This window comes from Nocardia sp. NPDC058499 (genome assembly GCF_042719915.1).
In the GTDB taxonomy this organism is placed as follows: Bacteria; Actinomycetota; Actinomycetes; order Mycobacteriales; family Mycobacteriaceae; genus Nocardia.
The window spans coordinates 118,393-141,295 of sequence record NZ_JBHXMZ010000013.1; the positions used below are offsets into that span (position 1 = coordinate 118,393).

General features: G+C 68.4%; 27 protein-coding genes, 2 pseudogenes and 1 riboswitch. Of the genes and pseudogenes, 22 read left to right on the forward strand and 7 right to left on the reverse strand.

Annotated elements, in window-relative coordinates:
• The first annotated feature begins 31 nt into the window (after positions 1–31).
• From ACFWPH_RS30050 to catC, 4 genes are all read left to right on the forward strand, one after another.
• Positions 32–652 (forward strand): response regulator transcription factor, encoded by a 621-nt coding sequence (locus ACFWPH_RS30050; RefSeq protein WP_378755568.1) that lies wholly within the window; start codon positions 32–34, stop codon positions 650–652.
• A gap of 221 nt (positions 653–873) precedes the next feature.
• Positions 874–1,722, forward strand: a complete 849-nt coding sequence (gene catA / locus ACFWPH_RS30055; protein ID WP_378755569.1) for a catechol 1,2-dioxygenase — start codon at positions 874–876, stop codon at positions 1,720–1,722.
• A 28-nt stretch (positions 1,723–1,750) separates the two neighbouring features.
• Positions 1,751–2,872 (forward strand): muconate/chloromuconate family cycloisomerase, encoded by a 1,122-nt coding sequence (locus ACFWPH_RS30060; protein ID WP_378755570.1) that lies wholly within the window; start codon positions 1,751–1,753, stop codon positions 2,870–2,872.
• Positions 2,873–2,883: 11 nt separating this feature from the next.
• A complete protein-coding gene (gene catC, locus ACFWPH_RS30065) occupies positions 2,884–3,183 on the forward strand; it encodes a muconolactone Delta-isomerase (RefSeq protein WP_378755601.1) in 300 nt (99 codons plus the stop codon).
• A 74-nt stretch (positions 3,184–3,257) separates the two neighbouring features.
• Here catC and ACFWPH_RS30070 read toward each other — a convergent pair whose 3' ends face one another.
• Together ACFWPH_RS30070 and ACFWPH_RS30075 are read right to left on the reverse strand one after the other, a co-directional pair.
• Positions 3,258–3,965: a flavin reductase family protein gene (locus ACFWPH_RS30070; protein ID WP_378755572.1), complete on the reverse strand. Its 708-nt coding sequence runs from the start codon at positions 3,963–3,965 to the stop codon at positions 3,258–3,260.
• Between the two features lie 270 nt (positions 3,966–4,235).
• Positions 4,236–4,466, reverse strand: coding sequence for a hypothetical protein (locus ACFWPH_RS30075; protein ID WP_378755573.1), 231 nt, complete (start codon positions 4,464–4,466; stop codon positions 4,236–4,238).
• Between the two features lie 205 nt (positions 4,467–4,671).
• Between ACFWPH_RS30075 and ACFWPH_RS30080 the strand changes: the two genes are divergently transcribed.
• From ACFWPH_RS30080 to ACFWPH_RS30125, 10 genes are all read left to right on the forward strand, one after another.
• Positions 4,672–5,238: an RNA polymerase sigma factor gene (locus ACFWPH_RS30080; protein WP_378755574.1), complete on the forward strand. Its 567-nt coding sequence runs from the start codon at positions 4,672–4,674 to the stop codon at positions 5,236–5,238.
• Entirely contained in the window at positions 5,229–5,846 is a 618-nt protein-coding gene (locus ACFWPH_RS30085; RefSeq protein WP_378755575.1) for an Asp23/Gls24 family envelope stress response protein, read from the forward strand. Before ACFWPH_RS30080 ends, ACFWPH_RS30085 begins: the two co-directional genes overlap by 10 nt.
• Positions 5,843–6,211 (forward strand): Asp23/Gls24 family envelope stress response protein, encoded by a 369-nt coding sequence (locus tag ACFWPH_RS30090; protein WP_378755576.1) that lies wholly within the window; start codon positions 5,843–5,845, stop codon positions 6,209–6,211. Before ACFWPH_RS30085 ends, ACFWPH_RS30090 begins: the two co-directional genes overlap by 4 nt.
• Positions 6,211–6,540, forward strand: coding sequence for a hypothetical protein (locus ACFWPH_RS30095; protein WP_378755578.1), 330 nt, complete (start codon positions 6,211–6,213; stop codon positions 6,538–6,540). Before ACFWPH_RS30090 ends, ACFWPH_RS30095 begins: the two co-directional genes overlap by 1 nt.
• Before the next feature lie 64 nt (positions 6,541–6,604).
• Complete coding sequence (locus ACFWPH_RS30100) at positions 6,605–7,093, forward strand: Asp23/Gls24 family envelope stress response protein (RefSeq protein WP_378755579.1); 489 nt, start codon at positions 6,605–6,607, stop codon at positions 7,091–7,093.
• Positions 7,094–7,124: 31 nt separating this feature from the next.
• Positions 7,125–7,316 (forward strand): hypothetical protein, encoded by a 192-nt coding sequence (locus tag ACFWPH_RS30105; RefSeq protein ID WP_378755580.1) that lies wholly within the window; start codon positions 7,125–7,127, stop codon positions 7,314–7,316.
• A complete protein-coding gene (locus ACFWPH_RS30110; RefSeq protein WP_378755581.1) occupies positions 7,313–7,633 on the forward strand; it encodes an Asp23/Gls24 family envelope stress response protein in 321 nt (106 codons plus the stop codon). The genes ACFWPH_RS30105 and ACFWPH_RS30110 overlap by 4 nt, the downstream gene beginning before the upstream one ends.
• Positions 7,630–8,226, forward strand: coding sequence for a DUF6286 domain-containing protein (locus ACFWPH_RS30115; RefSeq protein WP_378755582.1), 597 nt, complete (start codon positions 7,630–7,632; stop codon positions 8,224–8,226). The genes ACFWPH_RS30110 and ACFWPH_RS30115 overlap by 4 nt, the downstream gene beginning before the upstream one ends.
• Positions 8,227–8,272: 46 nt before the next feature.
• A complete protein-coding gene (locus ACFWPH_RS30120; protein WP_378755583.1) occupies positions 8,273–8,848 on the forward strand; it encodes an alkaline shock response membrane anchor protein AmaP in 576 nt (191 codons plus the stop codon).
• 188 nt (positions 8,849–9,036) lie between these two features.
• On the forward strand, positions 9,037–11,013 hold the full coding sequence (locus tag ACFWPH_RS30125; RefSeq protein ID WP_378755584.1) for a neutral/alkaline ceramidase: 1,977 nt from the start codon (positions 9,037–9,039) through the stop codon (positions 11,011–11,013).
• Here ACFWPH_RS30125 and ACFWPH_RS30130 read toward each other — a convergent pair.
• Both ACFWPH_RS30130 and ACFWPH_RS30135 read right to left on the reverse strand, forming a co-directional pair.
• The gene (locus tag ACFWPH_RS30130; protein WP_378755585.1) at positions 11,001–11,945 is read right to left on the reverse strand and encodes an NADP-dependent oxidoreductase; all 945 of its coding nucleotides are present in this window, start codon (positions 11,943–11,945) and stop codon (positions 11,001–11,003) included. The two genes, ACFWPH_RS30125 and ACFWPH_RS30130, sit on opposite strands and share 13 nt — an antisense overlap.
• Positions 11,946–11,979: 34 nt before the next feature.
• Positions 11,980–12,543 (reverse strand): nuclear transport factor 2 family protein, encoded by a 564-nt coding sequence (locus ACFWPH_RS30135; RefSeq protein WP_378755586.1) that lies wholly within the window; start codon positions 12,541–12,543, stop codon positions 11,980–11,982.
• A gap of 293 nt (positions 12,544–12,836) precedes the next feature.
• On the opposite strand from ACFWPH_RS30135, the gene ACFWPH_RS30140 reads away from it, so the two are divergent.
• The 8 genes and pseudogenes from ACFWPH_RS30140 to ACFWPH_RS30175 all read left to right on the forward strand — a co-directional run bounded on the left by ACFWPH_RS30140 (position 12,837) and on the right by ACFWPH_RS30175 (position 19,587).
• A complete protein-coding gene (locus tag ACFWPH_RS30140; protein WP_378755588.1) occupies positions 12,837–13,355 on the forward strand; it encodes a DUF4232 domain-containing protein in 519 nt (172 codons plus the stop codon).
• A 119-nt stretch (positions 13,356–13,474) separates the two neighbouring features.
• Positions 13,475–13,918, forward strand: a complete 444-nt coding sequence (locus ACFWPH_RS30145; RefSeq protein WP_378755589.1) for a hypothetical protein — start codon at positions 13,475–13,477, stop codon at positions 13,916–13,918.
• Positions 13,919–14,082: 164 nt separating this feature from the next.
• A complete protein-coding gene (locus ACFWPH_RS30150) occupies positions 14,083–14,280 on the forward strand; it encodes a hypothetical protein (protein WP_378755590.1) in 198 nt (65 codons plus the stop codon).
• A 92-nt stretch (positions 14,281–14,372) separates the two neighbouring features.
• Positions 14,373–14,435: riboswitch (cobalamin riboswitch) on the forward strand.
• A 64-nt stretch (positions 14,436–14,499) separates the two neighbouring features.
• Positions 14,500–15,402 (forward strand): ABC transporter substrate-binding protein, encoded by a 903-nt coding sequence (locus ACFWPH_RS30155; protein WP_378755591.1) that lies wholly within the window; start codon positions 14,500–14,502, stop codon positions 15,400–15,402.
• A complete protein-coding gene (locus ACFWPH_RS30160) occupies positions 15,399–16,427 on the forward strand; it encodes a FecCD family ABC transporter permease (RefSeq protein ID WP_378755592.1) in 1,029 nt (342 codons plus the stop codon). The genes ACFWPH_RS30155 and ACFWPH_RS30160 overlap by 4 nt, the downstream gene beginning before the upstream one ends.
• Before the next feature lie 23 nt (positions 16,428–16,450).
• Positions 16,451–17,215 (forward strand): annotated as a pseudogene (locus tag ACFWPH_RS30165) (ABC transporter ATP-binding protein); the annotation flags it as partial.
• 161 nt (positions 17,216–17,376) lie between these two features.
• Positions 17,377–18,717: a bifunctional adenosylcobinamide kinase/adenosylcobinamide-phosphate guanylyltransferase gene (locus ACFWPH_RS30170; RefSeq protein ID WP_378755593.1), complete on the forward strand. Its 1,341-nt coding sequence runs from the start codon at positions 17,377–17,379 to the stop codon at positions 18,715–18,717.
• Between the two features lie 348 nt (positions 18,718–19,065).
• Complete coding sequence (locus tag ACFWPH_RS30175; RefSeq protein WP_378755594.1) at positions 19,066–19,587, forward strand: type VII secretion system-associated protein; 522 nt, start codon at positions 19,066–19,068, stop codon at positions 19,585–19,587.
• On the opposite strand, the gene ACFWPH_RS30180 is transcribed toward ACFWPH_RS30175, so the two are convergent.
• The 3 genes and pseudogenes from ACFWPH_RS30180 to ACFWPH_RS30190 form a co-directional block, all read right to left on the reverse strand.
• The gene (locus ACFWPH_RS30180) at positions 19,522–21,180 is read right to left on the reverse strand and encodes a hypothetical protein (protein ID WP_378755595.1); all 1,659 of its coding nucleotides are present in this window, start codon (positions 21,178–21,180) and stop codon (positions 19,522–19,524) included. The genes ACFWPH_RS30175 and ACFWPH_RS30180 overlap by 66 nt on opposite strands.
• 19 nt (positions 21,181–21,199) lie before the next feature.
• Positions 21,200–22,093: a hypothetical protein gene (locus tag ACFWPH_RS30185; protein WP_378755597.1), complete on the reverse strand. Its 894-nt coding sequence runs from the start codon at positions 22,091–22,093 to the stop codon at positions 21,200–21,202.
• Positions 22,094–22,644: 551 nt separating this feature from the next.
• Positions 22,645–22,903 (reverse strand): annotated as a pseudogene (locus ACFWPH_RS30190) (hypothetical protein); the annotation flags it as partial.

Consider the following 22,903-nt stretch of genomic DNA (forward strand, 5'->3'; position numbering starts at 1 on the left):
GGAGACAGGCGCCGCAGTAGAATCGTCGTGCATGAGCAGCGAGTCCTCCCCCGTCGTCCATATCGTCGACGACGACGAGGACCTGCGCCAATCGCTGGCGTTCCTGCTACAGAGCGTGGGAATCGACGCGCTGACCTACGCCACGGCGACCTCTTTTCTCGAGGAGGCCGATCTGGACGAGCCCGGTGTCGTCATCGTGGATGTCCGTATGCCCGGGTTGAGCGGATTCCAATTGCAGGAAGAGCTCAACCACCGGGACTACCCGGCACCGGTGATCTTCTGTTCGGCGCACGGCGATATTCCCATGTCGGTCCGTGCCTTGCGGGCGGGCGCGGTCGATTTCCTGGAGAAACCCTACGAGCCGCAGCGCATGCTCGAGGTGGTGCAGGAACAGTTACGCGTTGCCGCCGGGGCCTTCGCCGAGCGCGCCGAACGGTTGCGGGTGCAGGAGCGGCTGGCAGGTCTCACCCCACGCGAGCGTGAGGTACTGCACTTGGTGATCGAGGGCCGTTCCAGCCAGCAGATCGCCAGCCGCCTGGGCACCAGCGTCAAAACCGTCGATGTGCACCGTGCCCGGATCAAGGCGAAAACAGAGGCCGAGAGCCTGGGCACCCTAGTACGCGACATCCTCGCCTACCGCGTCCCTGTCTGACCCGGTCCGGAGGCCGGCCGAATTCGGCAGCGTCGCCACACACGCGTTCGCCGCGGCGCAGGCGCGCGCTGCACTCGGATTCCCCGGCCTTGTTCCCGCGGGGTGGACGTGATGCAGGCGTTCGCCCCGGCGACCCCGCCGGACGGGTACGCACCGGTCCGGCGATCGAAATCAATCCCTTCTACCCCTCCTATTTCCCTGGTTCTCTCCGAGGAGCACGAATGACCACCACCGAACCCGTTTCCCCCTCCGCGATCGGCTCGGGCACCGCCGCCACCGACAAGTTCAAGGGCGCGCGGGCCACCGCCGACACCTCGCCGGAACGCCTGGCCGCCATCGCCCGCGACGCCTTGACCGCGCTACACCGGGTGATCCTGGATCACGGTGTCACCTATCCCGAATACCGGGTGTTCAAGCAGTGGCTCATCGACGTAGGCGAGGGCGGCGAATGGCCGCTGTTCCTGGACGTGTTCCTCGAACATGCGGTGGAGGAGGTGCTGGCGCGTAGCCGCCGCGGCACCAAGGGCAGTATCGAAGGCCCCTACTACGTCCCCGGCGCACCCGAACTACCGGCCGAATGCGAACTGCCGATGCGCGACGAGGACCGCGCACAGACCCCGCTGATCTTCGCGGGCCAGGTCACCGATCTCGACGGCAACGGCCTCGGCGACGCGAAAGTGGAGCTGTGGCATGCCGACGCCGACGGCTACTACTCCCAGTTCGCCCCGCACCTGCCGGAATGGAATCTCCGCGGCACCATCATCACCGATGCGAACGGCCACTACTCGATCCGCACGATCCAGCCGGCGCCGTACCAGATCCCGACCGACGGCCCCACCGGCGCGTTCGTCGAAGCGCAGAACGGGCATCCCTGGCGGCCGGCGCATCTGCACCTCATCGTCTCGGCCCCGGGCCGGGAATCGGTGACCACGCAGCTGTACTTCCGGGGCGGGGAATGGATCGACAGCGATGTCGCCTCGGCCACCAAACCCGAACTGATCCTGGACCCGGTCACCGGCGACGACGGTATCAACCGCGTCACCTACAACTTCGCGCTCGATCCCGCCTGACCTGCTGCGCCCCGAGAAAGGGACCCCGATGCCGGACCTGTCGATCGTCTCGGTCGAAACCACCATCCTGGATGTGCCACTGATCCGCCCGCACAAATTCGCCACCACGTCGATGGACGCCCAGCCGCTGCTTCTGGTCGCGGTCACCACCGGCGACGGTGTGACCGGGTACGGCGAAGGTGTGGTGCCCGGCGGCCCCTGGTGGGGCGGGGAATCGGTGGAAACGATGCAGGCCGTCGTCGAACGCTATATGACCCCGGTTCTGGTCGGACGCCGCGTCGACGACATCACCGGCATCATGGCCGATATCGAGCGGGTGGTGGCCGCGGCCCGCTTCGCCAAAGCCGCGGTCGACGTCGCGCTGCACGACGCCTGGGCGCGCTGCCTCGGCGTCCCGGTACACACCCTGCTGGGCGGGGCGTTCCGGACCAGCGTGGACGTCACCTGGGCGCTGGGGTCGGCACCGGTCGAGGAGATCATCGCCGAAGCGCAGGAGAAGATCGAGACCCGTCGACACTTCAGCTTCAAACTCAAGATGGGCGCCCTCGACCCGGCCACCGACACCGAGCGAGTGCTGCGAGTGACCGAAGCCCTCGCCGGGCAGGCCGGCGTACGGGTGGACGTCAACGCCCGCTGGGACCGGCTCACCGCGCTGCGCCATCTCCCCGAATTGGCCGACGGCGGGGTCGAGCTGATCGAACAACCCACCCCCGGTGAACAACTGGAAGTCCTGGCGGAACTCAACGCCCTGTTGCCGATCCCAGTGATGGCCGACGAGAGTGTGCACACCCCGCACGACGCCCTGGAAATCGCCCGCCGCGGCGCCGCCGACGTCCTCGCGGTCAAAACCACCAAATGCGGTGGCCTGCGCCGCAGCCGAGAGGTCGTCGCCGTCGCCCGCGCCGCGGGCCTGGCCTGCCACGGCGCCACCTCCATCGAAGGCCCGATCGGCACCGCCGCCTCTCTCCACTTCGCCTGTGCCGATCCCGGAATCGACTTCGGCACCGAACTCTTCGGCCCGCTGCTGTTCAGCGCAGAACTCCTGCAGGAACCGCTGCACTACGCCGACGGCCGGCTACACCTGCCCACCGGCCCGGGACTCGGAGTGGAACTGAACATGGACGCCGTCGCACGGTGGACCCGGAAGTAGGAATCAAGGATATGCAGCTCTACCACGTCCGCATGGATGTCGATATTCCCCGCGACCTCGACGAGGCCGTACGCGCCGACACCATCGCCCGCGAGAAGAAGTACTCCCAGGAACTCCAGCACGCCGGAAAATGGGTACACATCTGGCGCATCGTCGGCCAATACAGCAATATCAGCATCTTCGCCGTCGACTCCCCCGACGAACTCCATGAAATCCTCTGGAATCTGCCGCTGTTCCCCTATATGACGATCGAAATCCAGCCCCTCACCACCCACCCCTCCTCGATCCGGCCGGCGGCCGAGCGGGTCTGACCGCACCATATCCCCGACTCGCACGGCACGCAGCCGATCAAGCCTCCGGGGTCCCGGAGGCTTGATCGGGTCATCTACTCCGGTTGCGGCCGCGCACCCCGGTGCCCATCGGCCGACCGCTCGGACAGTGCGGGTGCATCCCGGGCTTCAACCTCCCGGCGGAGCTCCCCCGGCCACTTCTCGTGCGGAATACGGGCGATCTCGAGTACCTCGCCGATCGTCGACCATTCGTTCCTGCCCAGCCGGGCGAGCGGGCGCAGTAGCTCGATCGCTGGCAGATTGTTGCCGCGGACATCGGTGTGCAGAACGGCGGTATCGATCGCCACATGCCGCACCCGGCCGATCACCACGGTCGAATCGCCGAGTTCGAGCGTCTGTTCGAGCCCGCATTCCAGCGCGACAGGCGATTCCGCGACCCGAGGCGGCGCCACTGTTGCGCTGGGCTCCGGCGTCAGCCCGACCTCGGTGAACTCCGACAGTTCGGCGGGGAAGTCCGTACCCGTGGCATTGACCTGCTCGAACATCGACTCGGTGGCCAGGCAGACGACGAACTCACCGGTTTCGAGCACATTGCGCAGCGAATCCTTCCGGCCCACCGAGGTGAACTGCACCATGGGCGGCCTGACGCACGAAACCGTGAAGAAGGAATGCGGGGCCAGATTGTCGACGCCCGCAGTGGACCGGGTCGATACCCATGCGATCGGCCGGGGAACGACCACACTTGTCAGGACCTTGTAGAAGTCGCGGTGCCCCAGCTCATCGGGATCGATATCGGTTCGCATCAGCAAGGTCCTCCCGGCAGCGTCGGCAATCACGTTCGCATCGACCGGCCCGACGCAGCGACGGCCGCATATGCGTACTCGACGGTAGAGCACCACACCGAGACCCGGCCCGCTGCCCGCAACGGCCACAGTTCTCATCCGGAACGTGTGAAGACCACCGCAATCCCGGGCCGTAGCGTTCCGTGCGCCTGTCCACGCCGGGCCGTGCCGTTCCACCGACGCGAGGAGTGACGATGGCTGCGACCTTGTCCGTCCACAGCGGCGGGACCGTTATCGCTCTGTCCGCAAGATCCTCGACACCGCTACCAGCCCCACGGCGATACCGGCCGTACCGGCGACAGTGGCCACCAGTGAATGCGTCAGCATGGCGATTCCCACGGCGAACAGCAGGCACATGGCCAGGGCCAGCAGTGCGGTCCCCCACTCCATCCCGGCGATCCGGACCGTCCGGCCGTACCGGGGTGCCGGGTGTTCGGATCTCTGGACACTACGGCGATCCATGGGCACAACCTTCCGTGTCGTTCCGTTATGTCAGAGCGCTCGGTCATAACGACCCGGTCGCTCGGTGAACCGCACGGAACGCGGCGGGTGACAACGGTCACATGACGCCTTCGTCTCCGTCGTGGCGATGCCACAAATTCTTCGACGACCGGCGTGAGGATCTTCCGGCCGCGGTGTCCTACCGATGAGCAGTGGAGGAGGTGAGATGACCGCGATCGAATCGGCACCGGAGGCAGGTCCCGACGACGCCACCCTGGTGAGCCGGGCACGCGACGGCGACGTCCGTGCCTACGAGGTCCTGGTGGTGCGCTACCAGGCCCGGATGTTCCGGCTGGCTTCGAGGATGCTGGCCGATCGCGGCGAGGCCGAGGACGTGGTCCAGGAGGTTTTCCTGAAGGCATGGCGGCGCCTGTATCAGCTCACCGACGACGCCGCGTTCGTCGGCTGGATGTACCGGATGACGACCAACCGCTGCCTGAACGTGATCCGCACCCGGCGGCCACACGCCGAGCTCGACCCCGAAACCACCGAATCGGCGCGCGCGGACACCCAGCCAGAGCAGGCGGTACAGGTGAGCACGCAACTCGCGGCCCTGAACGCGGCGCTACCGGAACTGACCCCCGAACAACGCGCATGCTGGCTGTTGCGAGAAGTGGACGGACTCTCCTACGACGAGATCGCGTCGATCATCGGAGTGAGCAGTACCGCGGTCCGCGGACGTATCGCGCGGGCGCGAGCCCAATTGTCCGAGGTGATGAAGCCATGGCGGTGAACGAGACGACCGAGCGCGACCATCTCCTGCCCTGCGGGCGGGACCTGGAGCAGGTGTGGCAGCGGCTCGACGAGGCAGACGCCGGCCCTGCCGACGCGCACGAAGCTTCCTGCCCGCACTGCCGCGCCGCGCGCGAAAGCCTGCTGGCGCTGCGGGAAGCGACCCGGGAACTGATCGGCGAACCCGACGAACCCCCACCGGATCTGCTCGGACGCATCATGTCGGCGGTACGCGCCGAAGCGCGGCGGGGGCACATGCTGGAGCTGCCGACGCCGCATACCGGCGATATCGAGGTGAGCGAACAGGCGGTGGCGGCGATCGTGCGTTACGCGGCCGATTCCGTACCCGGTGTCCGGGCGCGGAATTGCCGGGTGCGGCAAGGCCCGCCCGAGGACGGTGCGCCGGGCCCGCTGGATGTGGAGCTGACGATCGCGGTGCGGTTCGGGGCGGCAACACTGGCCGACGTGTTGCCGGACGTGCGGGTCCGGGTCGCCGCGGCGTTGCCGGACCGTATCGGAACGACCCTGCGCAAGCTCGATATCCACGTAGGAGATTTCTACGAGGAGGGCCCCGCGGCCGGACCGGACGGATCGGAGGGACGGAAATGACCGGCGACAAGATCTCGATGGTTGTGACACCTCCGGTGATCGCCGCGGTCGCCGCCCGCGCCGCCGTCGCCACGCCCGGCGTCGCGCGGCTGGAACCAGGAGTGCGCGGCCTGCTGGCCGTGCTCACCCGTGCGGGCAGGCAACGCTGGACCGATGCCGATCCGGCGCCCACAGAAGGGGTACGCGTACGGGATACCGGCGACGGCCTGACCGTGCATGTCGATATCGCCGTCCGGGCGAGCGGGCCGGCCGCCGAGGTCGGCCGCGCGGTACAGGAACACGTGGCCCGGGAAGTGGCCGAGCACACGGGACGGCCGGTGGACGCGGTCTGCGTGCACATCCTCGATATCGAACCGGAGCTGTGATGCCCGACGAACAGATCGTCGACCGGATCCTGGGCACACTGGAGACGGTGCCGGGCCTCCGGCCGGCCGCGCCCCTCATGGGCGATACCGCGGCCTGGCCCTGGGATACCCGCAAATACGCCGTCGACCTCGGCGCGCAGGTGGTCGAGGTGCGCGTCGTATCCGAAGCCCTGCCGCTGCCGCCACTACTGGAACGCGCCGGGGCGGCCATCCGCGCGGTGCTGACCGGCACCCGGTGGGAACAGGCCGAGCTACGGCTCGTTGTCGCCGAACTCGATACGGCGGCCGTCGCCGGGGAAGGAGCCGATCGACACGGCGCCGGAGCGTGACATTCGCGCGGTTCCGGTGTCCAACAGGCGAGGTCCGTGAATTCCGAGGAGATCAGGAGGAGAAATGACCGCTCCGACCAGTGAGAAGACCGGCAACAACACCGGCAGCCGCGGCGACGACAAGGCGTCCGGCACAACGGCCCGGAAAACCAACCCGCTGGTGACCGAACAGGGCACCACCACCATCGCCGATGTGGTGGTGGAGAAGGTGGCCGGCCTGGCGGCCCGCGAAGTCCGCGGTGTGCACGACCTCGGCGGCGGCACCGCCCGGGCGCTCGGCGCGTTGCGGGAACGGATCCCCGGCGCCTCGGCCAGTACCGGCCAAGGCGTCTCGGTGGAGGTGGGCGAAACCCAGGCCGCCGTCGATCTGCAGATCGTCGTCGAGTACGGGGTCGCGATCGCCGAAGTCGCCCGTCTGGTGCGGCGCAATGTGATCACCGCGATCGAGCAGATGACCGGACTCGAGGTCGTCGAGGTGAATATCAACGTCAACGACGTCTTCATCCCCGGCGACGACGACGAGCCCGAAACCGATACCGGCCGGGTGCAGTGACCCCGGCCGCCGCAGCGGAGAGGAGTACACGGTGAACGCCACATCGATAGGATTGGCGGTCGGTCTCGCGCTCGGTTTCGCCGCCGCCTTCGGCGGTTTCGGCGCATTCCTGATCGTGCTGGTGTTCGCGGCCGTCGGCCTGCTGGCCGGCCGGTGGCTCGACGGTGAACTCGACCTGAGCGCGGTGCTGCGGTCGGCGCAGCAGAACAGGAGCCGGCGGTGACCGCAGTGAGCACCGACCTGCCCGGGGTGACCACGGTCAGCGACCGGGCGGTCCGCCGAATCGCCGCGCGGGCCGCCCGCGAGGTCGCCGGTGTCGCCGAGCCGGTCCGGGTCGACGCCGATGTTTCCGGGGACCGGGCGGCGCTGGATATCCGGCTGCCGGTGCGCTATCCGGAACCGGTGGGCAGGGTCACCGACGCCTGCCGTGCCCATCTACTGCGGCGCACCGGAGAACTGACCGGGCTCGATATCTCCCGGGTCGATATCGTGGTGACCGAACTGTCCGCGGGATCGGCACCGGCCGGGAGAGTGCGGTGATCCGCCGATCCCGGCGCACGCTACCCGCCGTCCTGGTCGCGCTGGTGCTGGCGGCCGGGTGCGTCGCGGTGATCGTCTCGCTGGCGCAGCGCTGGGCCGGTGTGCCCGAATTTCTGTCCTACGACACAGTCGCGCGCGAACTGCACGCGACCACCTGGAACGAATGGCCGGTCCTGGTGGCCGCACTCGCGCTACTCGTCGCCGGTGCGCTGCTGCTGGCGACGGCGCTACTACCCGGCCGGCCCGGCGTACTGCCGTTGAACACCGAGGACGATATGGAGGCAGGCGTGCCCGCCGGCGATCTGCGGGCACTACTGCGCGGCGATGCGACAACAGTGGACGGGGTCGACTCGGCGCGGATCACCCTCCGGCGCGGCACGGTCCGCGCCGTCGTCGAAACCGGCCTGCACCGCGGGCAGACGGAGATCGCGGACCGAGTCTGTGCGGTACTGAGCAACCGGATCCAGGAACTCGGCCGGCCGATGCAGCGAGTACAGGTGCGGGTGAAAGGCCCCGAGGAGGCAGCCGGCAGCCGACGGGCCTCCCGGCTCGCCACACCGCCCGCTCGAGCAGAGGCCGAGGCGAGCAGATGACCGCGGACCGTGAGCTTTCGACTACCGATCGTGAATGGGAGTCCGGATGACCTATGCGAATCGCCCGGCGCGACTGAACCGCATACTGCTCGCGCTACTCGGGGTCGCGCTACTGGCCGCGGGCGCATTCGCACTCGCTGCCTATTCCGGGTGGCTGGGCTGGGTGGACACCGGGACACCCCTGGTTCCGGGAACCGCGGCCCCACCGGACTGGGTGCTCTGGCTCGTGATCGCCGGCGTCGCGGTGCTCGGCCTGCTCTGCCTGCGCTGGCTGGTGACACAGCTTTTCCGGATGCCGAGACCGGTGTCGTGGCGGATGGAGGCCGACGGGTCCGCCGGCCGGACGGTGTTGTCCTCGCGCACGGCGGCGGATGCGGTGGCCGCCGATATCGGGTCCTACGGTGACGTACGCGCCGCCGACGCGTGGTTGGCAGGTTCGCGCGCAACACCCGAACTCCACTTGGTGGTCACCGCCGAGCCCGGCGCCGATATCCCCCGGTTGCGCAGCCGGATTCACGACGAAGCCGTCGCCCGGCTGTGCCGGGCTCTCGATATCGGCGAGCTGCCGGTACGGCTGGAATTGGGATTCGCCGACGCCGCGCAGCGCACCCGATTGCGGTAGCCCGTCGCGGCCGGCAGGATGCCTCACCTTTCCGTCCGTCACCCGCCACACGGCCACCGTCGCGCTATCGGAACGGCGAACCCCTCGATCGCGCAAGGCAATCCCGGCTCGGTCCTTGCTAGTTTGTCTGTGCACAGATCCGGACCGCCGCGGCGGACCGATTCCCCACAGGGCAGAAGTAGAGGTCGATGCCGGAAACGAACTATTCGACCGACCGCCATCTGGTCGGACGCGCCATTGCCGACATCACCGGCGAACCGGCCGAGGCCGGCATGCTCGGTTACGGCAGAGCCGATCAGAAGACCACCGGAATACATCTGCGGTTGCGCGCCCGCGCTTTCGTCTTCGCAGACCCCCTCGTCGAGCGCCGGGTACTGCTGGTCGTGACCGAGCTACCGCTGATCTTCTCCAGCATCACCCAGGAGGTGCTGCGCCGCCTGGCACAGCGTTTCGGCGATACCTACACCGAATCCAACGTGATGATCACCGCGACCCACACCCACTGCGGCCCCGGTGGCTATGCGCATCACCGGCTGTACAACCACTCGGGCGGGTTCCGGCCCCGGACCTTCGCGGCGATCGTCGACGGTATCGTCGAGGCGGTCGAGCGGGCACACGCCGATACCGCACCGGCCACCCTGCGCCTCATTCACGGCGAGCTGCACGAGGCCAGCGTCAATCGCTCGCGGGCGGCGTTCGACCTGAATCCGGACGAGGACAAGGATTTCTTCCCGGAAGCCATCGACCCGCAGACGACCCTGTTGCGTATCGATCGCGACGGTGAACCGGTAGGCGCGGTCAACTGGTTCGCCACCCACGGCACATCGATGACCAACCGGAACACGCTGATCAGCGGCGACAACAAGGGATACGCGGCGTATCACTGGGAGCGCGTGGTCGAGGGCGTGAACTATCTGGTGGATCCGGACCCCGATTTCGTCGCGGCCTTCGCGCAGACCAACAGCGGCGATATGTCGCCCAACCTGGACGGCAAGCCCGGGCACGGACCCACCGGCGACGAATGCGAGAACACCCGGCTCCTCGGCCTGCGTCAATACGAGGCCGCTGCGAAACTCGCCGCGGGATACATGCCGCGAATGGCCGGAATCATCGATTACCGCTTCCTGCATGTCGACCTGTCCGCGGTCACGGTGTCCGAGGAATTCACCGGCGACGGTCGCGAGCACCGCACCGGCCGACCGGCCGGGGGCGCGGCCGCCTTCGCCGGCGCGGGATACGACGGGCCGACGCAGTGGAAGACCTTCCGCGAAGGCCGTAACCCGGGCTGGGACTTCCTGTCCCGGATGACGTATCTGTTCGCGCCCCGCCTTCGGGATGCGCAGGCGCCCAAGGCGATCGTCGCACCGGGTGGACTGCTCAACCGGTCCAAGCCGTACGTTCAGGAGATCGTCCCGGTTCAACTTTTCCGGATCGCCGAACTGTATCTGCTCGGCATTCCGGGTGAAGTGACCATCGCCGCCGGGCTGCGGTTGCGGCGCACGGTAGCGGCCGCCCTCGGCGTCGAACTGGCCAATGTCCTGATCGCCGGATACAGCAACGCCTATTTCCACTACGTCACGACCCCCGAGGAGTACACCGCGCAGCGTTACGAGGGGGCGAGCACTCTGTTCGGCCGGTGGCAGTTACCGGCCCTGCAGCAGATCGCGGCGCAACTCGCGACCGCGCTGCACGACGAGAGCACCGTACCCTCCGCACCCGCGGCACCCGACCTGTCGGAACTGTGGCAATCCGCGAAAACCGAGCCGCCACCGGACTTCCCGCCGGTGGGACAGAACTTCGGCGATGTACTCACCGAACCGGCCCCGGAGTATCGCGCCGGGGAGCGGGTGAGTGTCGAATTCGCCGGCGCGCACCCCAACCACGATCTGCACCGCGGCAGCACCTACCTCATGGTCCAGCGGTACAACGGTGAGCGCTGGCGCACGATCGCCGACGACGGCGACTGGGAAACCACCTTCGAGTGGACCGCCGGCCCGGCCCAGAGTTCGCGGATCACCATCGGCTGGCACAGCCCCGCCGACGCGGCACCCGGCAGCTACCGGATCCGGTACTTCGGCGACGCGGTGAAACCCGGGAGCGACCCTGTCCCCATCAGCGGAACCTCACCCGAATTCCGGATCCACGACGAGGATCACGACACCTGACGATCCCGCCACGGCGTGAGTACGAGCTTGCCGCGTACTCGCCCGGATTCGCTCAACCGATGGCTTTCCCGTACCTCGTCCAGTGTCAGGGCACGGTCGACGTGGACGCGCACCCGTCCCTCGGCGACCGATGTCCCGATGTCGGCCAGCAGCGCCGGCGCCGGGCGGCCGGTGATCCTCCGGTAGCGGGCATCGCCCTCGGCGTCGGATTCCTCCACCGTGAGGTAGCGGCCGTTGTCCGGTAGTACCCGCAACGATCGTTTGCCGTAGGCACCACCGACCAGGTCCAGCACCACATCGACCGGGCCGATGGCCGCCGTGAAATCGGTTGTCGTGTAGTCGATCACCTCGGCTGCGCCGAGCTCGCGCAGGAACCGGTGGTTGCTCGCGCGGGCTGTGCCGATGACATGTGCACCGCGCTGTTCGGCGAACTGCACGGCGAAATGCCCGACACCACCGGCGGCGGCGTGCACGAGGACGGTCTCCCCCGGTTTCGGGTCCGCCGCGTCCACTGCCTGCCGGGCCGTGAGTGCGGCGGTGGGCAGGGCGGCTGCCACCACGTCGTCGACACCGGGCGGCCGGGGTGCGAGTGCGTCCGCTCGCGCGATCACGAATTCGCCGTAGGTTCCGGTGCGGCTGTGAATCATTCCGAAAACGTGGTCACCCGGAGGCATTCCGGTGACTCCGGCGCCGGTTTCGGCGATCGTGCCGGAGATATCGAAACCGAGCGTGAAGGGCGGGTCGCCGAGGAACCGCACCCGGCCTGCCCGAAGTTTGCAGTCGACCGGATTCACCGCGGTGGCGCCGAGCCGCAGGAGGACTTCCCCACGCCCGGGGATCGGTACGGGAGCCTGCACAGTTTCCAGCACTTCCGGGCCCCCGAAACGCCGCTGGCTGACAATCCGCATAACTTCCCGCACTTCCCGGCTCATACGTAGTCCATGAACAGCCGCGTTTCCACCCAGTTCACCAGCGCGCCGGAGCCGGGATGTCCATGGACAGCGGGCGCCGGTAGGACAGATCGGTTTCATCCCGGGTACCGACGGGATACCCGGCCTTTTTGAAGAAGCTCGATTGCAGAACCGACGCGTCCGCGGCGAACATCGTCTCGACGGTCGAGCGCCGTACCGCTATGCGCCATTGCTCATCGCGCCGTTCGAGCCGGTCGAGGTAGCGGCCCGCGATCACCTGGGCGCCGCGGCCGTCGAGTCCGAGCAGTACGACGAGAACGTAGCTTTCCGCGTGCGCGGTATCGCCGTCGATCTCGCAGGTATGGGTTGTGATGTGGTGGGTGTGCACGCGGGAGGTCGCCGCGTGGGTTCCGTTGGCCCACTCGGCGTAATCGGGACCCGGGTTCACGGCGGCACCGTGTTCGTCGATCCCGTCGTGGTGGTAAGCGGCGGTGACGAGATCGGGGTCGTGACGATCGCAGCCGCGCGCGTGGCCTGCGACGCAGTCGAGGATCGCTGCCCGGTCCATCAGGTATCGGACGTCTCGCTGTAGCGCTTCCAGGTCCATGCCGTCTGTCATATATCTCCTCGATAACGAGTGCCGAGCGGGTTGTTCGACGCGTCCCGCACAGCGAAACCGCTCGCCCTGGAAGCGGGCATCGGCGTCCGAACCGCTCACCAGGAACCTGATCGGCACCTTCGAGCAGTATCTGGGTCCAGGCCACCTGGACGGACGAAAACCGGGGAAAATCCCGCCGGTGGCCACTGCGCCCCACGCCGCGGGTCGCCGGCGAGACCCAGAGCTGCTACCGCCCATTCGGGCGCGATATCTGTTCGAATGGTCCGGTGATATTTCGTGATCCGAAAGGAACTATGACTTCGACGAAGTGGCGGGTCGCCGGATCGGCCGGCGCCGCGATGGCAGCCCTGGCGGCAATGATGATCCCGGCGGCGACCAGCACGGCCGCGCCGGTGCTGTGTACCGCGGAGACACTGGACCTGAACACCCGCGAGCGACCGTCCGACTCCCCCGGTCAGGCCCGGATGGAGGTCGTGCTGACCAATACCTCCACGCAGAGCTGCGCGGTACAGGGGTTCCCGGGCGTCGACCTGGTGGGCCCGGAGGATCCTACCTTCGGCCCGGTATACGAACTGCCGCGCCAGGACGTGGATTTCGCGCCGGTGGTGGTGGAACCGGGCTCTGCAGTGAGCAGTGTGCTCACCTATCTGCCGGGCGCCCCGGACGGCTGGGTTCCGGCCACGCTCGTCGTCACCCCACCGGATACCACCACCCAGATCGAAGCACCGTGGCCGGCCGGCGTGAGCGTGCAACGCCAGGACGGTGCGACCCACCCGGGCACCTACATCGGCCCCCTGCAGCCCGCATCCTGAACCGAGCTCGAGCCATCGCGCCGATACGATCGGCGCGATGGCTCCGGCCATAGGACTCGGCCGGTCTGCGTGCGACCGGACGGACGCCCTGGCGCGTCCCCTTCAGAGAGGAATCGTCCATGCGAAAGGCCTTCCATCCGCTGGTACTCGGCGCGATCACCGCGGCGACGCTGCTACCGGCAGCGGCACCCGCGTGGGGACAGGACTACGAGACCAGTTTCCCGGACGCCTACCACACCGTGTCGCCGGAATGCGCCGGCACGGTACACACCGAGGCGGCGCGCACCCCGTTGCCGACCAATGTCGAAGGTGTGGGTGTGACCGTCTTGTTCACCGCGGACCGTCCGGACCCGTCCTGCTCGATGACGGTGAACGTCTCCTGGCACAACATCGATTCCGGAGCCGGCGGCGAGGAACAGATCACGGTCTCGTCGATGCCCGACCCGGGCGGCCGCTTCCCCGTCGATCACGGTTACGAACGTGTCCTCATAGATTCCGGACCGGGCAATGTATCGGTGACCAGCGATAAGAACCCGGGCGAACTCACCGTCCCCGTGCAGTGAATCGACTGAACAGCACTCACGACCGAACCTCGTCTTACGGGTGTGTGGCAGTGTGCGTGTGATAGCGCTGTCACCGACCGAGCCGCAGTTATTCCGGTGCACCGGTACGCAGTCGGCCCGAGACGATCCATCGAAGGAGCCGGCGGGCCCTGCCCGGGTCGCCGATGATCGGTATCGCCGGTCCCGACCCAGTTGGCGCACTCGGCGGGCGCCGTAAGGCCCGAGTGGGCCAGGGCGACCGCGCCCCGACGGGGCAGCAGGCTGGTGCCCTGCCGGCGACGGTGCTCGGCGAGGCGTTGCAGAATCAGCTCGTCGAGCGCGGCGGCGTCCTGGGCTGCGGCGAGGACGGATTGTCCCTCTGACATCCACCGTGCCGGGGCCGGTCGGGTTCCTGGGTGAACTACGCTGCGAATGCCCTGCCGAACCCGGCCGGGTACCGCGGCGTCCCGGTGAAGCCGGTGTGAATCCGGCACTGTCCCGCAACTGTGAGCTCGGCGTTCGCGCCGGGTGAGTCAGGTCGGCCGGCGTCGCGGGTGGCGTACTTGTCCTCGGACGAAGGACGGTATGGACGGAGGATGGTCGTGCCACTCTTTTCCCACCGGCGGATCAGCGGTCGCCGGCTGATCGCTGCCGGGTTCGGTGCGCTCGTACTGCTGACCGCGGCCTGCGGCAGTTCCGGCCCGGCACCCTCGACAGGCGCGGACGGGCAACCTCGGGCGATCGTCTCGCTGAGCCCCACCGCCACCGAAATGCTGTTCGCGATCGGCGCCGGGGAGCAGGTGGTCGCGGTCGACGATCGTTCCGATCACCCGGCCGAGGCTCCCCGCACCGACCTGTCCGGCTACACCCCGAACGTCGAGGCCGTCCTCGGCTACGATCCCGAGCTCGTGGTCGCGAACGCCGACACCGGCGACCTGGTCGCCGGGCTACGGCGCGCGGGTGTCGAGACGCTGATCCTGCCTGCAGCGCGCACCCTCGACGACACCTACACCCAGATCGAACAGCTCGGTGCCGCCACCGGACACCTCGGCGACGCGGCCGAACTCGTCGCCGGGATGCGCACCGATATCGACGAGATCCTCGCCACGGTGCCGGTTCGCGACGCTCCGCTGCGCTACTACCACGAGCTCGACGACACCTACTACACCGTCACCGACGACACCTACCTCGGCGAGATCTACGCAATGCTCGGCCTGCGCTCCATCGCCACCGGCGGCGACGGCTATCCGCAGCTGTCGCCGGAGTACATCCTCGAGCAGAACCCCGACATGATCTTCCTGGCCGACGGACAGTGCTGCGGCGTCACCCCGGAGACCGTCGCGCAGCGCGCGGGCTGGAGCGAACTCGCCGCCGTCCGCGCCGGTCAGGTGCACGTCCTCGACGAGGACATCGCGAGCCGGTGGGGACCGCGCGTGGTGGACCTGGTGCGCGAGATCGCCTCGATCGCGGCGGCCGACGCTCCGGCCGGCCGGCCGACCTCTTGACCGCGACCTCCCGGCGGCGTGCGCTGGTGGTGACCGGCGCGCTGCTCGCGCTGCTGGTCGCGGTATCGGTGAGCATTCTCGTCGGCCCGGCGGGTCTCACCCCGCACGGCGTGCTGCTCGATATGGCCGACCGGCTGCCGGTCGTGGATGTCGAGTCCGGTCTGTCGCGGCGACAGCAGGCGATCCTGTGGGATATCCGGATGCCGCGCACCGTGCTCGGCGTGCTCGTCGGCGCGATGCTCGCCCTCGCCGGAGCCGCCTACCAGGGCGTTTTCCGCAATCCACTGGCCGATCCCTACCTGCTCGGCGTATCCAGCGGCGCCGGGCTCGGGGCCACGCTGGCCATTGTCGCCGGCGGCGCGGCCGGATTCGCCGGAGTCCCGGTCGCCGCGTTCGCCGGTGGCCTGCTCGCCGTCGCCGCGACCTACACCCTGGGCCGGACGATCGGCGGCGTCCGGTCGGAGGTGGTGGTCATCCTGGCCGGGGTCGCGGTGGCGGCCTTCGCCAACGCCGTCCAGACCTTCTTCATGCAGCTCGACGACGACACCCTGCGCCAGGTCTATTCCTGGATGCTCGGACGGTTGACCACCGACGGCTGGTCCGAGGTACTCGTCGTGCTGCCCTACGTGCTCGTGAGCGCGGCGGTTATCGCGCTGCACCGGCGCACGCTCGACGTGATGGCCGTCGGCGATATCGAAGCGGCGAGCCTGGGCATCGCTCCGGCGCGGGCACGCCTGGTACTGGTCTGTGTCGCCACGCTCGGCACCGCCGCCGTCGTCTCGGCGGGCGGCTTGATCGGCTTCGTCGGCATCGTGGTGCCGCATGCCGTGCGCCTGCTCGCCGGACCCGGCCACCGCCTGCTGCTGCCGCTGTCGCTGGTCACGGGTGCGGCGTTCCTGGTGTTCGCCGATGTGATCGCCCGGACCGTCATGTCCCCCGCCGAACTGCCGATCGGTGTGGTGACAGCCGCTGTGGGCGCGCCGTTCTTCCTGTTCGTGCTGCGCCGGAGCCGGGGGGTGTCGTGACCGGGGACCATCGTCCACCTGCGGTGACTTGCGTGCAGGTCGGCGCCGAGCGTGGTGGCATCGAGGTGCTGCACGAGGTCGACCTGTCGATCGCCGCGGGCGCGTGGGTATCGCTGGTCGGCCCCAACGGATCCGGTAAGACCACCCTGCTGCTCGCCCTCGCCGGACTTGTGCCCGCCACCGGCGAGATGCGGGTGGCGGATGTGATCCCGGGGCGGTCGCCGCGCCGCGCCACGGCCCGCGCGGTCGCGTTGATGCCGCAGCGCCCGGTGGTCCCCGAGGGAGTCACAGTACGCGAACTCATCCACCTCGGCCGCACTCCGCATATCCCCCGGTTCGGCAGCGAGACCCGGCGCGACCGCGAGATCGTGGACCGGGTCGTAGCGCGTCTCGAACTAGAGGAGTTCACTGCCCGTTCGGCCACCGAATTGTCCGGCGGCGAACTGCAGCGGGTCGTGCTGGCCCGTGCCCTCGCCCAGCAACCCCAGGTCGTCTTGCTCGACGAACCCACCAGCGCGCTCGATATCGGGCACCAGCAGCAGGTTCTCGACCTCGTCGACTCGCTGCGCCGGGAGGAAGGGCTGACCGTCGTCGCCGCCATGCACGACCTCACCTCCGCCGCCCACTACGGCGAGCGCCTGATCCTGCTCGATCGTGGTCGTATCGTCGCCGACGGCCCGCCCGCCGAGGTGCTGACCGTCCAGCGCATCGCCGAGGTCTACGGCGCGCGCGTCGAAGTGCTCGACCGCCCCGACGGCCGCGCGGTCCTGCCCCTGCGCGGCGCCGGCTCTTCCACCGAGAAACCATTCGGGCCATCCGCGCGGGAAGACACCCGATCCGGTGAGTCGTGGGCGGATCGACCCTCGTCCAGTGAGTCGTGGGCGGGCCGGCCCTCGTCCGGCGAATCGCTGCCGGACGGAACTCGGCCCGAAGGAACGGAGTCACCCTGATGGAGATCGTCCTGCTCGGCACCGGCGCGGCCGACGGCTGGCCGTCCCCCTTCTGCCGCTGCGATTCCTGCCGCGATGCCGCCGCCCGCGGACAGATCCGCGGCCAGACCGCAGCGCTCGTCGACGATGTCCTGCTGCTCGACTTCGGTCCCGAAGCCCCACGAGCCGCCGTTCGCCTCGGCCGCACCCTCGCCGACGTCCGTCATATCCTGCTCACCCACGCCCATCCCGACCATCTCGGACCGCAAGCCCTGCTGTTCCGGTCCTGGATCGACACCGGCCACGAACTCGAGGTGATCGGCCCCGCCGCCGCCCTCGACGCCTGCCGTCCCTGGGTCGGGCCGGACGACCCGGTGCGTTTCCGCCCGGTGCGAGCCGGAGATCACCTATCAGCCGGTCCCTACGACGTCACCGTCCTGCCCGCCCGGCACCGGGTCTTCCACGACGGCGACACCGTCCTCTACGACCTCACCTCCCCCGACGGCGCACGCATCCTGTGGGCATGCGATACCGGGCCCTGGCCGGCCTCATGGTTCGACGCGGTCCGCGACGCCGCCTACGACGCGGTATTCCTGGAGGAAACCTTCGGCGACCGTTCCGAACTGTCCGATCAGCACCTCGGCCTACCCGAATTCGCGGGCCTCCTCACCGGGTTACGCGACGCCGCGGCCGTCACCGCGGCCACCGATGTGGTCGCCGTGCACCTGGGCCACCACAATCCACCGATCGACGAACTGGAGCGCCGATTGCGCGCCCACGGCGCCCGGCCGGGCCGCGACGGCGAAGTACTGTACGCGGGCGAACCGCCCCGACCGGCCGCCCACCGCACCCTCGTCCTCGGTGGCGTTCGCTCCGGCAAATCCCGGCACGCCGAACACCTGCTCGCCGCACACCCGGCGGTCACCTACGTCGCCACCGGCGGCACCCGCCCCGGCGACACCGAATGGGCGCACCGCGTCACCCTGCACCGCGAACGCCGCCCCGCCTCCTGGACCACCCTCGAAACCGACGATGTCGCCACCGCACTCGCCACCGCGACCCAGCCCCTGCTCGTCGAATGCCTCGGCACCTGGCTCACCGCCCGACTCGATGCCCACAACATCTGGGAGGGAGCCGATCTCGCACCCGTCCACGCCGATATCGATGCCCTCGTAGCCGCCTGGCGGGCCTGCGAGGTTCCGGTGATCGCGGTGAGCAACGAGGTGGGCAGCGGGGTGGTGCCGGCCTCCGCGTCGGGACGCTTGTTCCGAGACCTCCTGGGAACAGTCAACTCCCGAGTGGCAGCCGCGTCGGAGTCGGTCGTCTCGATCGTCGCGGGAATCCCGGTACGGCTACGCTGACCAGATCATCGGCACGTTCAGGCCAGGCACTCCCCCATCTGGGGTACCGCCTCCACCGGATGCTGGGCGTTGATCGAGTCCGCTACATCACGTAATTGCCATCCGTGCGCACGCCACGAACCAGCACCGCCAGGACGAACCGCTGGCGGTATTCGGGTCGTGCCGCAGCAGTTCGTTCCCGTTGCGGGCATCCACCAACCGGCAGACCGGGTTATCGATTTCGGCGAATGTCTGGCCCGTGTAACAGGTGACCAGCAGGCCGCACGGAGCCGTCCCGAGAGTTCAGCTGCAACCGGCCTGAGTGCATCGGTATGGTCGTCGTGACACCACGATTCGAAGGACGTGCGCATGGTCGACCCGCCACCCGAGGCGATCCGGCAGGGTGATTGGTTTCTCCTGCTCGACCCGGCGTATCGGCCGGAAACCGTGGATTCGCCACCCCCGCCGGCGATGATCGTCGGCGGATGGATGCTGAACGCGGACCGCGTCGTGGGACCGTTCGAGCCGAACCCCGACTATGTGCCGGCGGACGAATCGACACCGACCGATCCGGTGGATTCCCTCCTGCGGCGCATCGCGGAAGGCGAGCAGCTCGCCGAGGAACTGCTCGACGCGGTGCGCAACGCCGTGCTCGAAATCGGCTGCGACGAGGAGGACCGGCCGCTGATCGGTATCGCGCCGGATGGCGCCCACTGCGTGGTGATCGCAACGGCCGGAGTGCAGAAACGTGCGGTCGATGTAGACCGGTGGTGGCCTGTCCTCGGTGCTGCGCTGACGGATACCGTTCCGCCGGATACCGATCTGCTACTGAATCCCGCCGGTGCCGCGCCGTTCCGGCTCTCCGTCCATGCGCTGAGGACGGCGGACTGACTCCTCGGCGTCCACCCTGCCCTCGGATGAGCGAACCGAAGCCGCCGGCGGAGCATCCGCCTCGGTTGGCGCCGAGACAGCGGCGGCCGGCTCGGGCCGGGTCGACGGCACTTGCACGGCGGCCGGTTTCCCGGCCTCAATGGCAGCCGGGTTCGCGGTCTTCGGCGGGCGCTTGGTCCAAGGAGTCGGCCGTGCCTCACTGGTGGTGTGGTGTACGGGCGTATTCTCGCTCGTGGTGGGCTCGGGAACGGCTGCAGGCCGCTTGACCGGCTGTTTCCGGGAGCCCGTCCCGAGGACCGGCGGGAGTGGGCTCGGGTTCGAGGCAGCTGTCGTCGGGGCGGTAGCGCCGGTCCCCGGGGCGTCGTAGCCGGCCCGCGGCTCCGGGATACCCGCTGCGTGCGAGAGTCCCGATCCCGGCGGAGCGAGCTCGGTTTCGCCGGTTCGCTCGGCCGGTGGGCCGCTGGCGGGGCTCTCCCCGTGCAGTTGGCCGCTCATTTGGTGATGTGCGGAACGCGCCCCTTCTGACGCCTGTGTTCCAGTCGATGCGTGCGCCGGCAGCGGCGGCAGACCGGCTGTTTCGCCGGCCGCGCTCTGACCGGGGGTGGGGGTGGCTGTCGCGGCAGACGTGGTTCGGTCTGGGGTCGGCGATGCCCCCGGCACCGGCCCCGTTGGCGCCGCGCCGATGCCCCCGGAAGCCGGATGTTCAGCGGATGAGCCGGGTGCGGAGGGATGGTCGCGGGCCAGGCCGGCGGGGACAACCGTCGGGTTGTGGTGCCCGGAGGGTATCCGCGCCCGCTCTGGCGCGGCGTCCGGTGGTGTGGGTGCCGATTGCGTATTTTCCGAATTGATCCCCGGTGCCGGTGCGGGGGCATCCTCGAGTAGGTCCGATCGACTACCGTCATCGACCCGGGCCAGGTTATCGGCGAGCCGCGCGTAATGCTCGGCGATATCGTCGCCGAGACCGGCGATCGCATCGGCGTAACGTCGCGCGCCCTCCGGATCCAGCCGCAGTTCCGGTGGCGTACCGGGGACGTCGAGGGCCGCGGCTGTCACCCCGTACGCGAATTCGGCGATGCCCTCGACCACGCCGCGGACCACATCCTCGAATTCGGTCACGGCGAGTTCCAGTAGTTCGCCGAATATGTACTCCTCGACCGCGAGCTTCAAGGCCAGGACAATACGCCGTACCGCCGCAGCGACCAGCGGCTGCAGAGTGGTACCGACGCCCGACACCAGGAAGACGCCCGCTGCCGTGAAAAGCGCCGCGATCTCGGCGATCGCGACCGTCTTGAGTGCGGCAATCAGAGTGCCCGCCATATCGAGAGCGTCCGCAACGGCTGTACCTCCCGCGCGCAGGACCGACATATGGGTGCGGTCGACCGCGGCCCAACGAGCCAGCAGTTGCCGGTAGCCCTGACCGGAATACTCGGTTTCCAGCGCGGACATGTAGTGGTTCGCCGACTGCAGCGTTTCGTCCAGTTCGGCGATGAAGGCCCGGATATGCCGGGCGGTTTCATGGACCTGGTCCTCGTCGACGTTGATCCACGGTATTCCGAGAACATTCAGGAATACCGCCACACTATCCGGCAGCACGACGCCCACAGTGAGTCCGTCAGGTCCCGCCGCCGGCGGGCGGCGGGGGCGCGGCTCGGGACTGCCGGAACGCATCCCACAGCGATTCCGTGGCATCGCCCACCGCCGGGTCGACCTCGACTCCCACCAGCGAGGACTTCTCTTTACCGCCCAACGAGGTCTGTGTCATGACATCACCCCTGGCCGCGTAGATATCGTTGGACAGCGCACCTTTCGTATGCAGATATTCGGCCATCGTCTTCGCGGCCGTACCCCCGGCCTCGGCCGGGCTGCATGAAAGGAGCACGAATGGGCTGTCCGGGTGGGATAACAACGCCCGTTCCAGATGCCGGTTGTCCGCCAGCAACTCGCCGTAGGTCGAGCCGTCGATCTCGATGGACGTGGTGGACCATCGCCCGGTTTTGACGTTGACGTGGAAGGTGCGGCTACCGGCATGCGCGTGGACGTAAATGGGTCGCTTGCCAGGGGATTCGGCGGCCCAGGGAGTGTCGCGGCGACGACCGAATGCCCAGTCCGGTTTCTTTGCTCCGGGGTTCTTGTTCCAGAACGCGTAGTGGACGATATCGGCGGAGCGGAAATCGGCGCGCGCCCACCGCTGTTTGCTTTCGACGTCGCCGCGCCGGGACGGGAAGGTCACCCCGACGACCTGCCCGTTGCGATCCAACAGCGGCGCGTTGACCACGTCCTCGGCGCGGAACCGCCGGAGCCGGCCCGCGGCGTCCGCCCCGACCAAGTTGCCTTCACCTTGCCCGGCTCGGAGGAGACGCCCTCCGGCCCCATCGGCGGATTCCAGCCGGGTGATCCTGCCGTGCAGCCGGTCGCCGGTCACCCGTAAGTGGCTCGTACCGGCCCGCGCCGCACTTCCGACGGCCTCGTCGAGTCGCCCGATGACCCGGGCCAGTCCCACGAACACGAATGGCTCCTCATCGCCACCGCAGAATGGCCGCCTCTGTCACCGACACATCCTCAGAGGTCAGCGGCTGGACGAAACAGCGATCACCAGCCGAAACCCGCACAGTCGATTATCAAGCACTTCCCAATGGTGGAAGGTTCCGGGAATTGACCGCCGACACCCTCCAGCGGCTTCGGAACGAATTCGACCTCTGACCGCTCGAACGGAGCCGCTGGTCAGAGGCCTGTTAATGCTCTCCCAACTGGACTCGAACCAGTAACCTGCCGTTACCGGTTCAAGGGCTGGCCGGTGTTCACGCCCGATCACGCATGGTCATAACACACGATCTACCTGCGACGATGATGGCGGCGCGATACACGGTAACTCACGGACGATCACGGCCAGTCACCGCGAATGTTTGGTGTAATTTTGGGAGGGATCAAATTCTTCACTGCCGTCACGGTCCGGCGTTTCATGTGATGCACGGGCCGCCTGGGTACACGTTGGGCCGAGTGTCGCCCACCACGGGGCCCACTGTGGGCACTGATGCGGCGGTCGTCGGTCGGCGGCATTCAGCTTGCCCTGCCCAACCCCTTCTCCAGAACGGCCGATGAGTCCGGCGCCATTTCTGCCGATGCGATGTAGTGCCGCTCGGTGATCCCTTGCCGGGCGTGTCCCAGCTGTTTTGCCGCTGTCTTGGCATCCACACCCTCAGCGATCAGCGTGGCTACGGTTTTGAGGTGCCCCAAGATTCTCGGACAGCAGCCCAAAGTAGAATTGGGTGGCTGAATGGAGTTGTTTGTGGCACAGAAGAACTCGCGTGGGTACAGC

Coding starts and splice junctions, on each gene's coding strand:
- ACFWPH_RS30050 (WP_378755568.1), top strand. CDS start 32: ATGAGCAGCGAGTCCTCCCCCGTCGTCCATATCGTCGACGACGACGAG.
- catA (WP_378755569.1), top strand. CDS start 874: ATGACCACCACCGAACCCGTTTCCCCCTCCGCGATCGGCTCGGGCACC.
- ACFWPH_RS30060 (WP_378755570.1), top strand. CDS start 1,751: ATGCCGGACCTGTCGATCGTCTCGGTCGAAACCACCATCCTGGATGTG.
- catC (WP_378755601.1), top strand. CDS start 2,884: ATGCAGCTCTACCACGTCCGCATGGATGTCGATATTCCCCGCGACCTC.
- ACFWPH_RS30070 (WP_378755572.1), bottom strand. CDS start 3,965: ATGCGAACCGATATCGATCCCGATGAGCTGGGGCACCGCGACTTCTAC.
- ACFWPH_RS30075 (WP_378755573.1), bottom strand. CDS start 4,466: ATGGATCGCCGTAGTGTCCAGAGATCCGAACACCCGGCACCCCGGTAC.
- ACFWPH_RS30080 (WP_378755574.1), top strand. CDS start 4,672: ATGACCGCGATCGAATCGGCACCGGAGGCAGGTCCCGACGACGCCACC.
- ACFWPH_RS30085 (WP_378755575.1), top strand. CDS start 5,229: ATGGCGGTGAACGAGACGACCGAGCGCGACCATCTCCTGCCCTGCGGG.
- ACFWPH_RS30090 (WP_378755576.1), top strand. CDS start 5,843: ATGACCGGCGACAAGATCTCGATGGTTGTGACACCTCCGGTGATCGCC.
- ACFWPH_RS30095 (WP_378755578.1), top strand. CDS start 6,211: ATGCCCGACGAACAGATCGTCGACCGGATCCTGGGCACACTGGAGACG.
- ACFWPH_RS30100 (WP_378755579.1), top strand. CDS start 6,605: ATGACCGCTCCGACCAGTGAGAAGACCGGCAACAACACCGGCAGCCGC.
- ACFWPH_RS30120 (WP_378755583.1), top strand. CDS start 8,273: ATGACCTATGCGAATCGCCCGGCGCGACTGAACCGCATACTGCTCGCG.
- ACFWPH_RS30125 (WP_378755584.1), top strand. CDS start 9,037: ATGCCGGAAACGAACTATTCGACCGACCGCCATCTGGTCGGACGCGCC.
- ACFWPH_RS30130 (WP_378755585.1), bottom strand. CDS start 11,945: ATGAGCCGGGAAGTGCGGGAAGTTATGCGGATTGTCAGCCAGCGGCGT.
- ACFWPH_RS30135 (WP_378755586.1), bottom strand. CDS start 12,543: ATGACAGACGGCATGGACCTGGAAGCGCTACAGCGAGACGTCCGATAC.
- ACFWPH_RS30140 (WP_378755588.1), top strand. CDS start 12,837: ATGACTTCGACGAAGTGGCGGGTCGCCGGATCGGCCGGCGCCGCGATG.
- ACFWPH_RS30145 (WP_378755589.1), top strand. CDS start 13,475: ATGCGAAAGGCCTTCCATCCGCTGGTACTCGGCGCGATCACCGCGGCG.
- ACFWPH_RS30150 (WP_378755590.1), top strand. CDS start 14,083: ATGATCGGTATCGCCGGTCCCGACCCAGTTGGCGCACTCGGCGGGCGC.
- ACFWPH_RS30170 (WP_378755593.1), top strand. CDS start 17,377: ATGGAGATCGTCCTGCTCGGCACCGGCGCGGCCGACGGCTGGCCGTCC.
- ACFWPH_RS30175 (WP_378755594.1), top strand. CDS start 19,066: ATGGTCGACCCGCCACCCGAGGCGATCCGGCAGGGTGATTGGTTTCTC.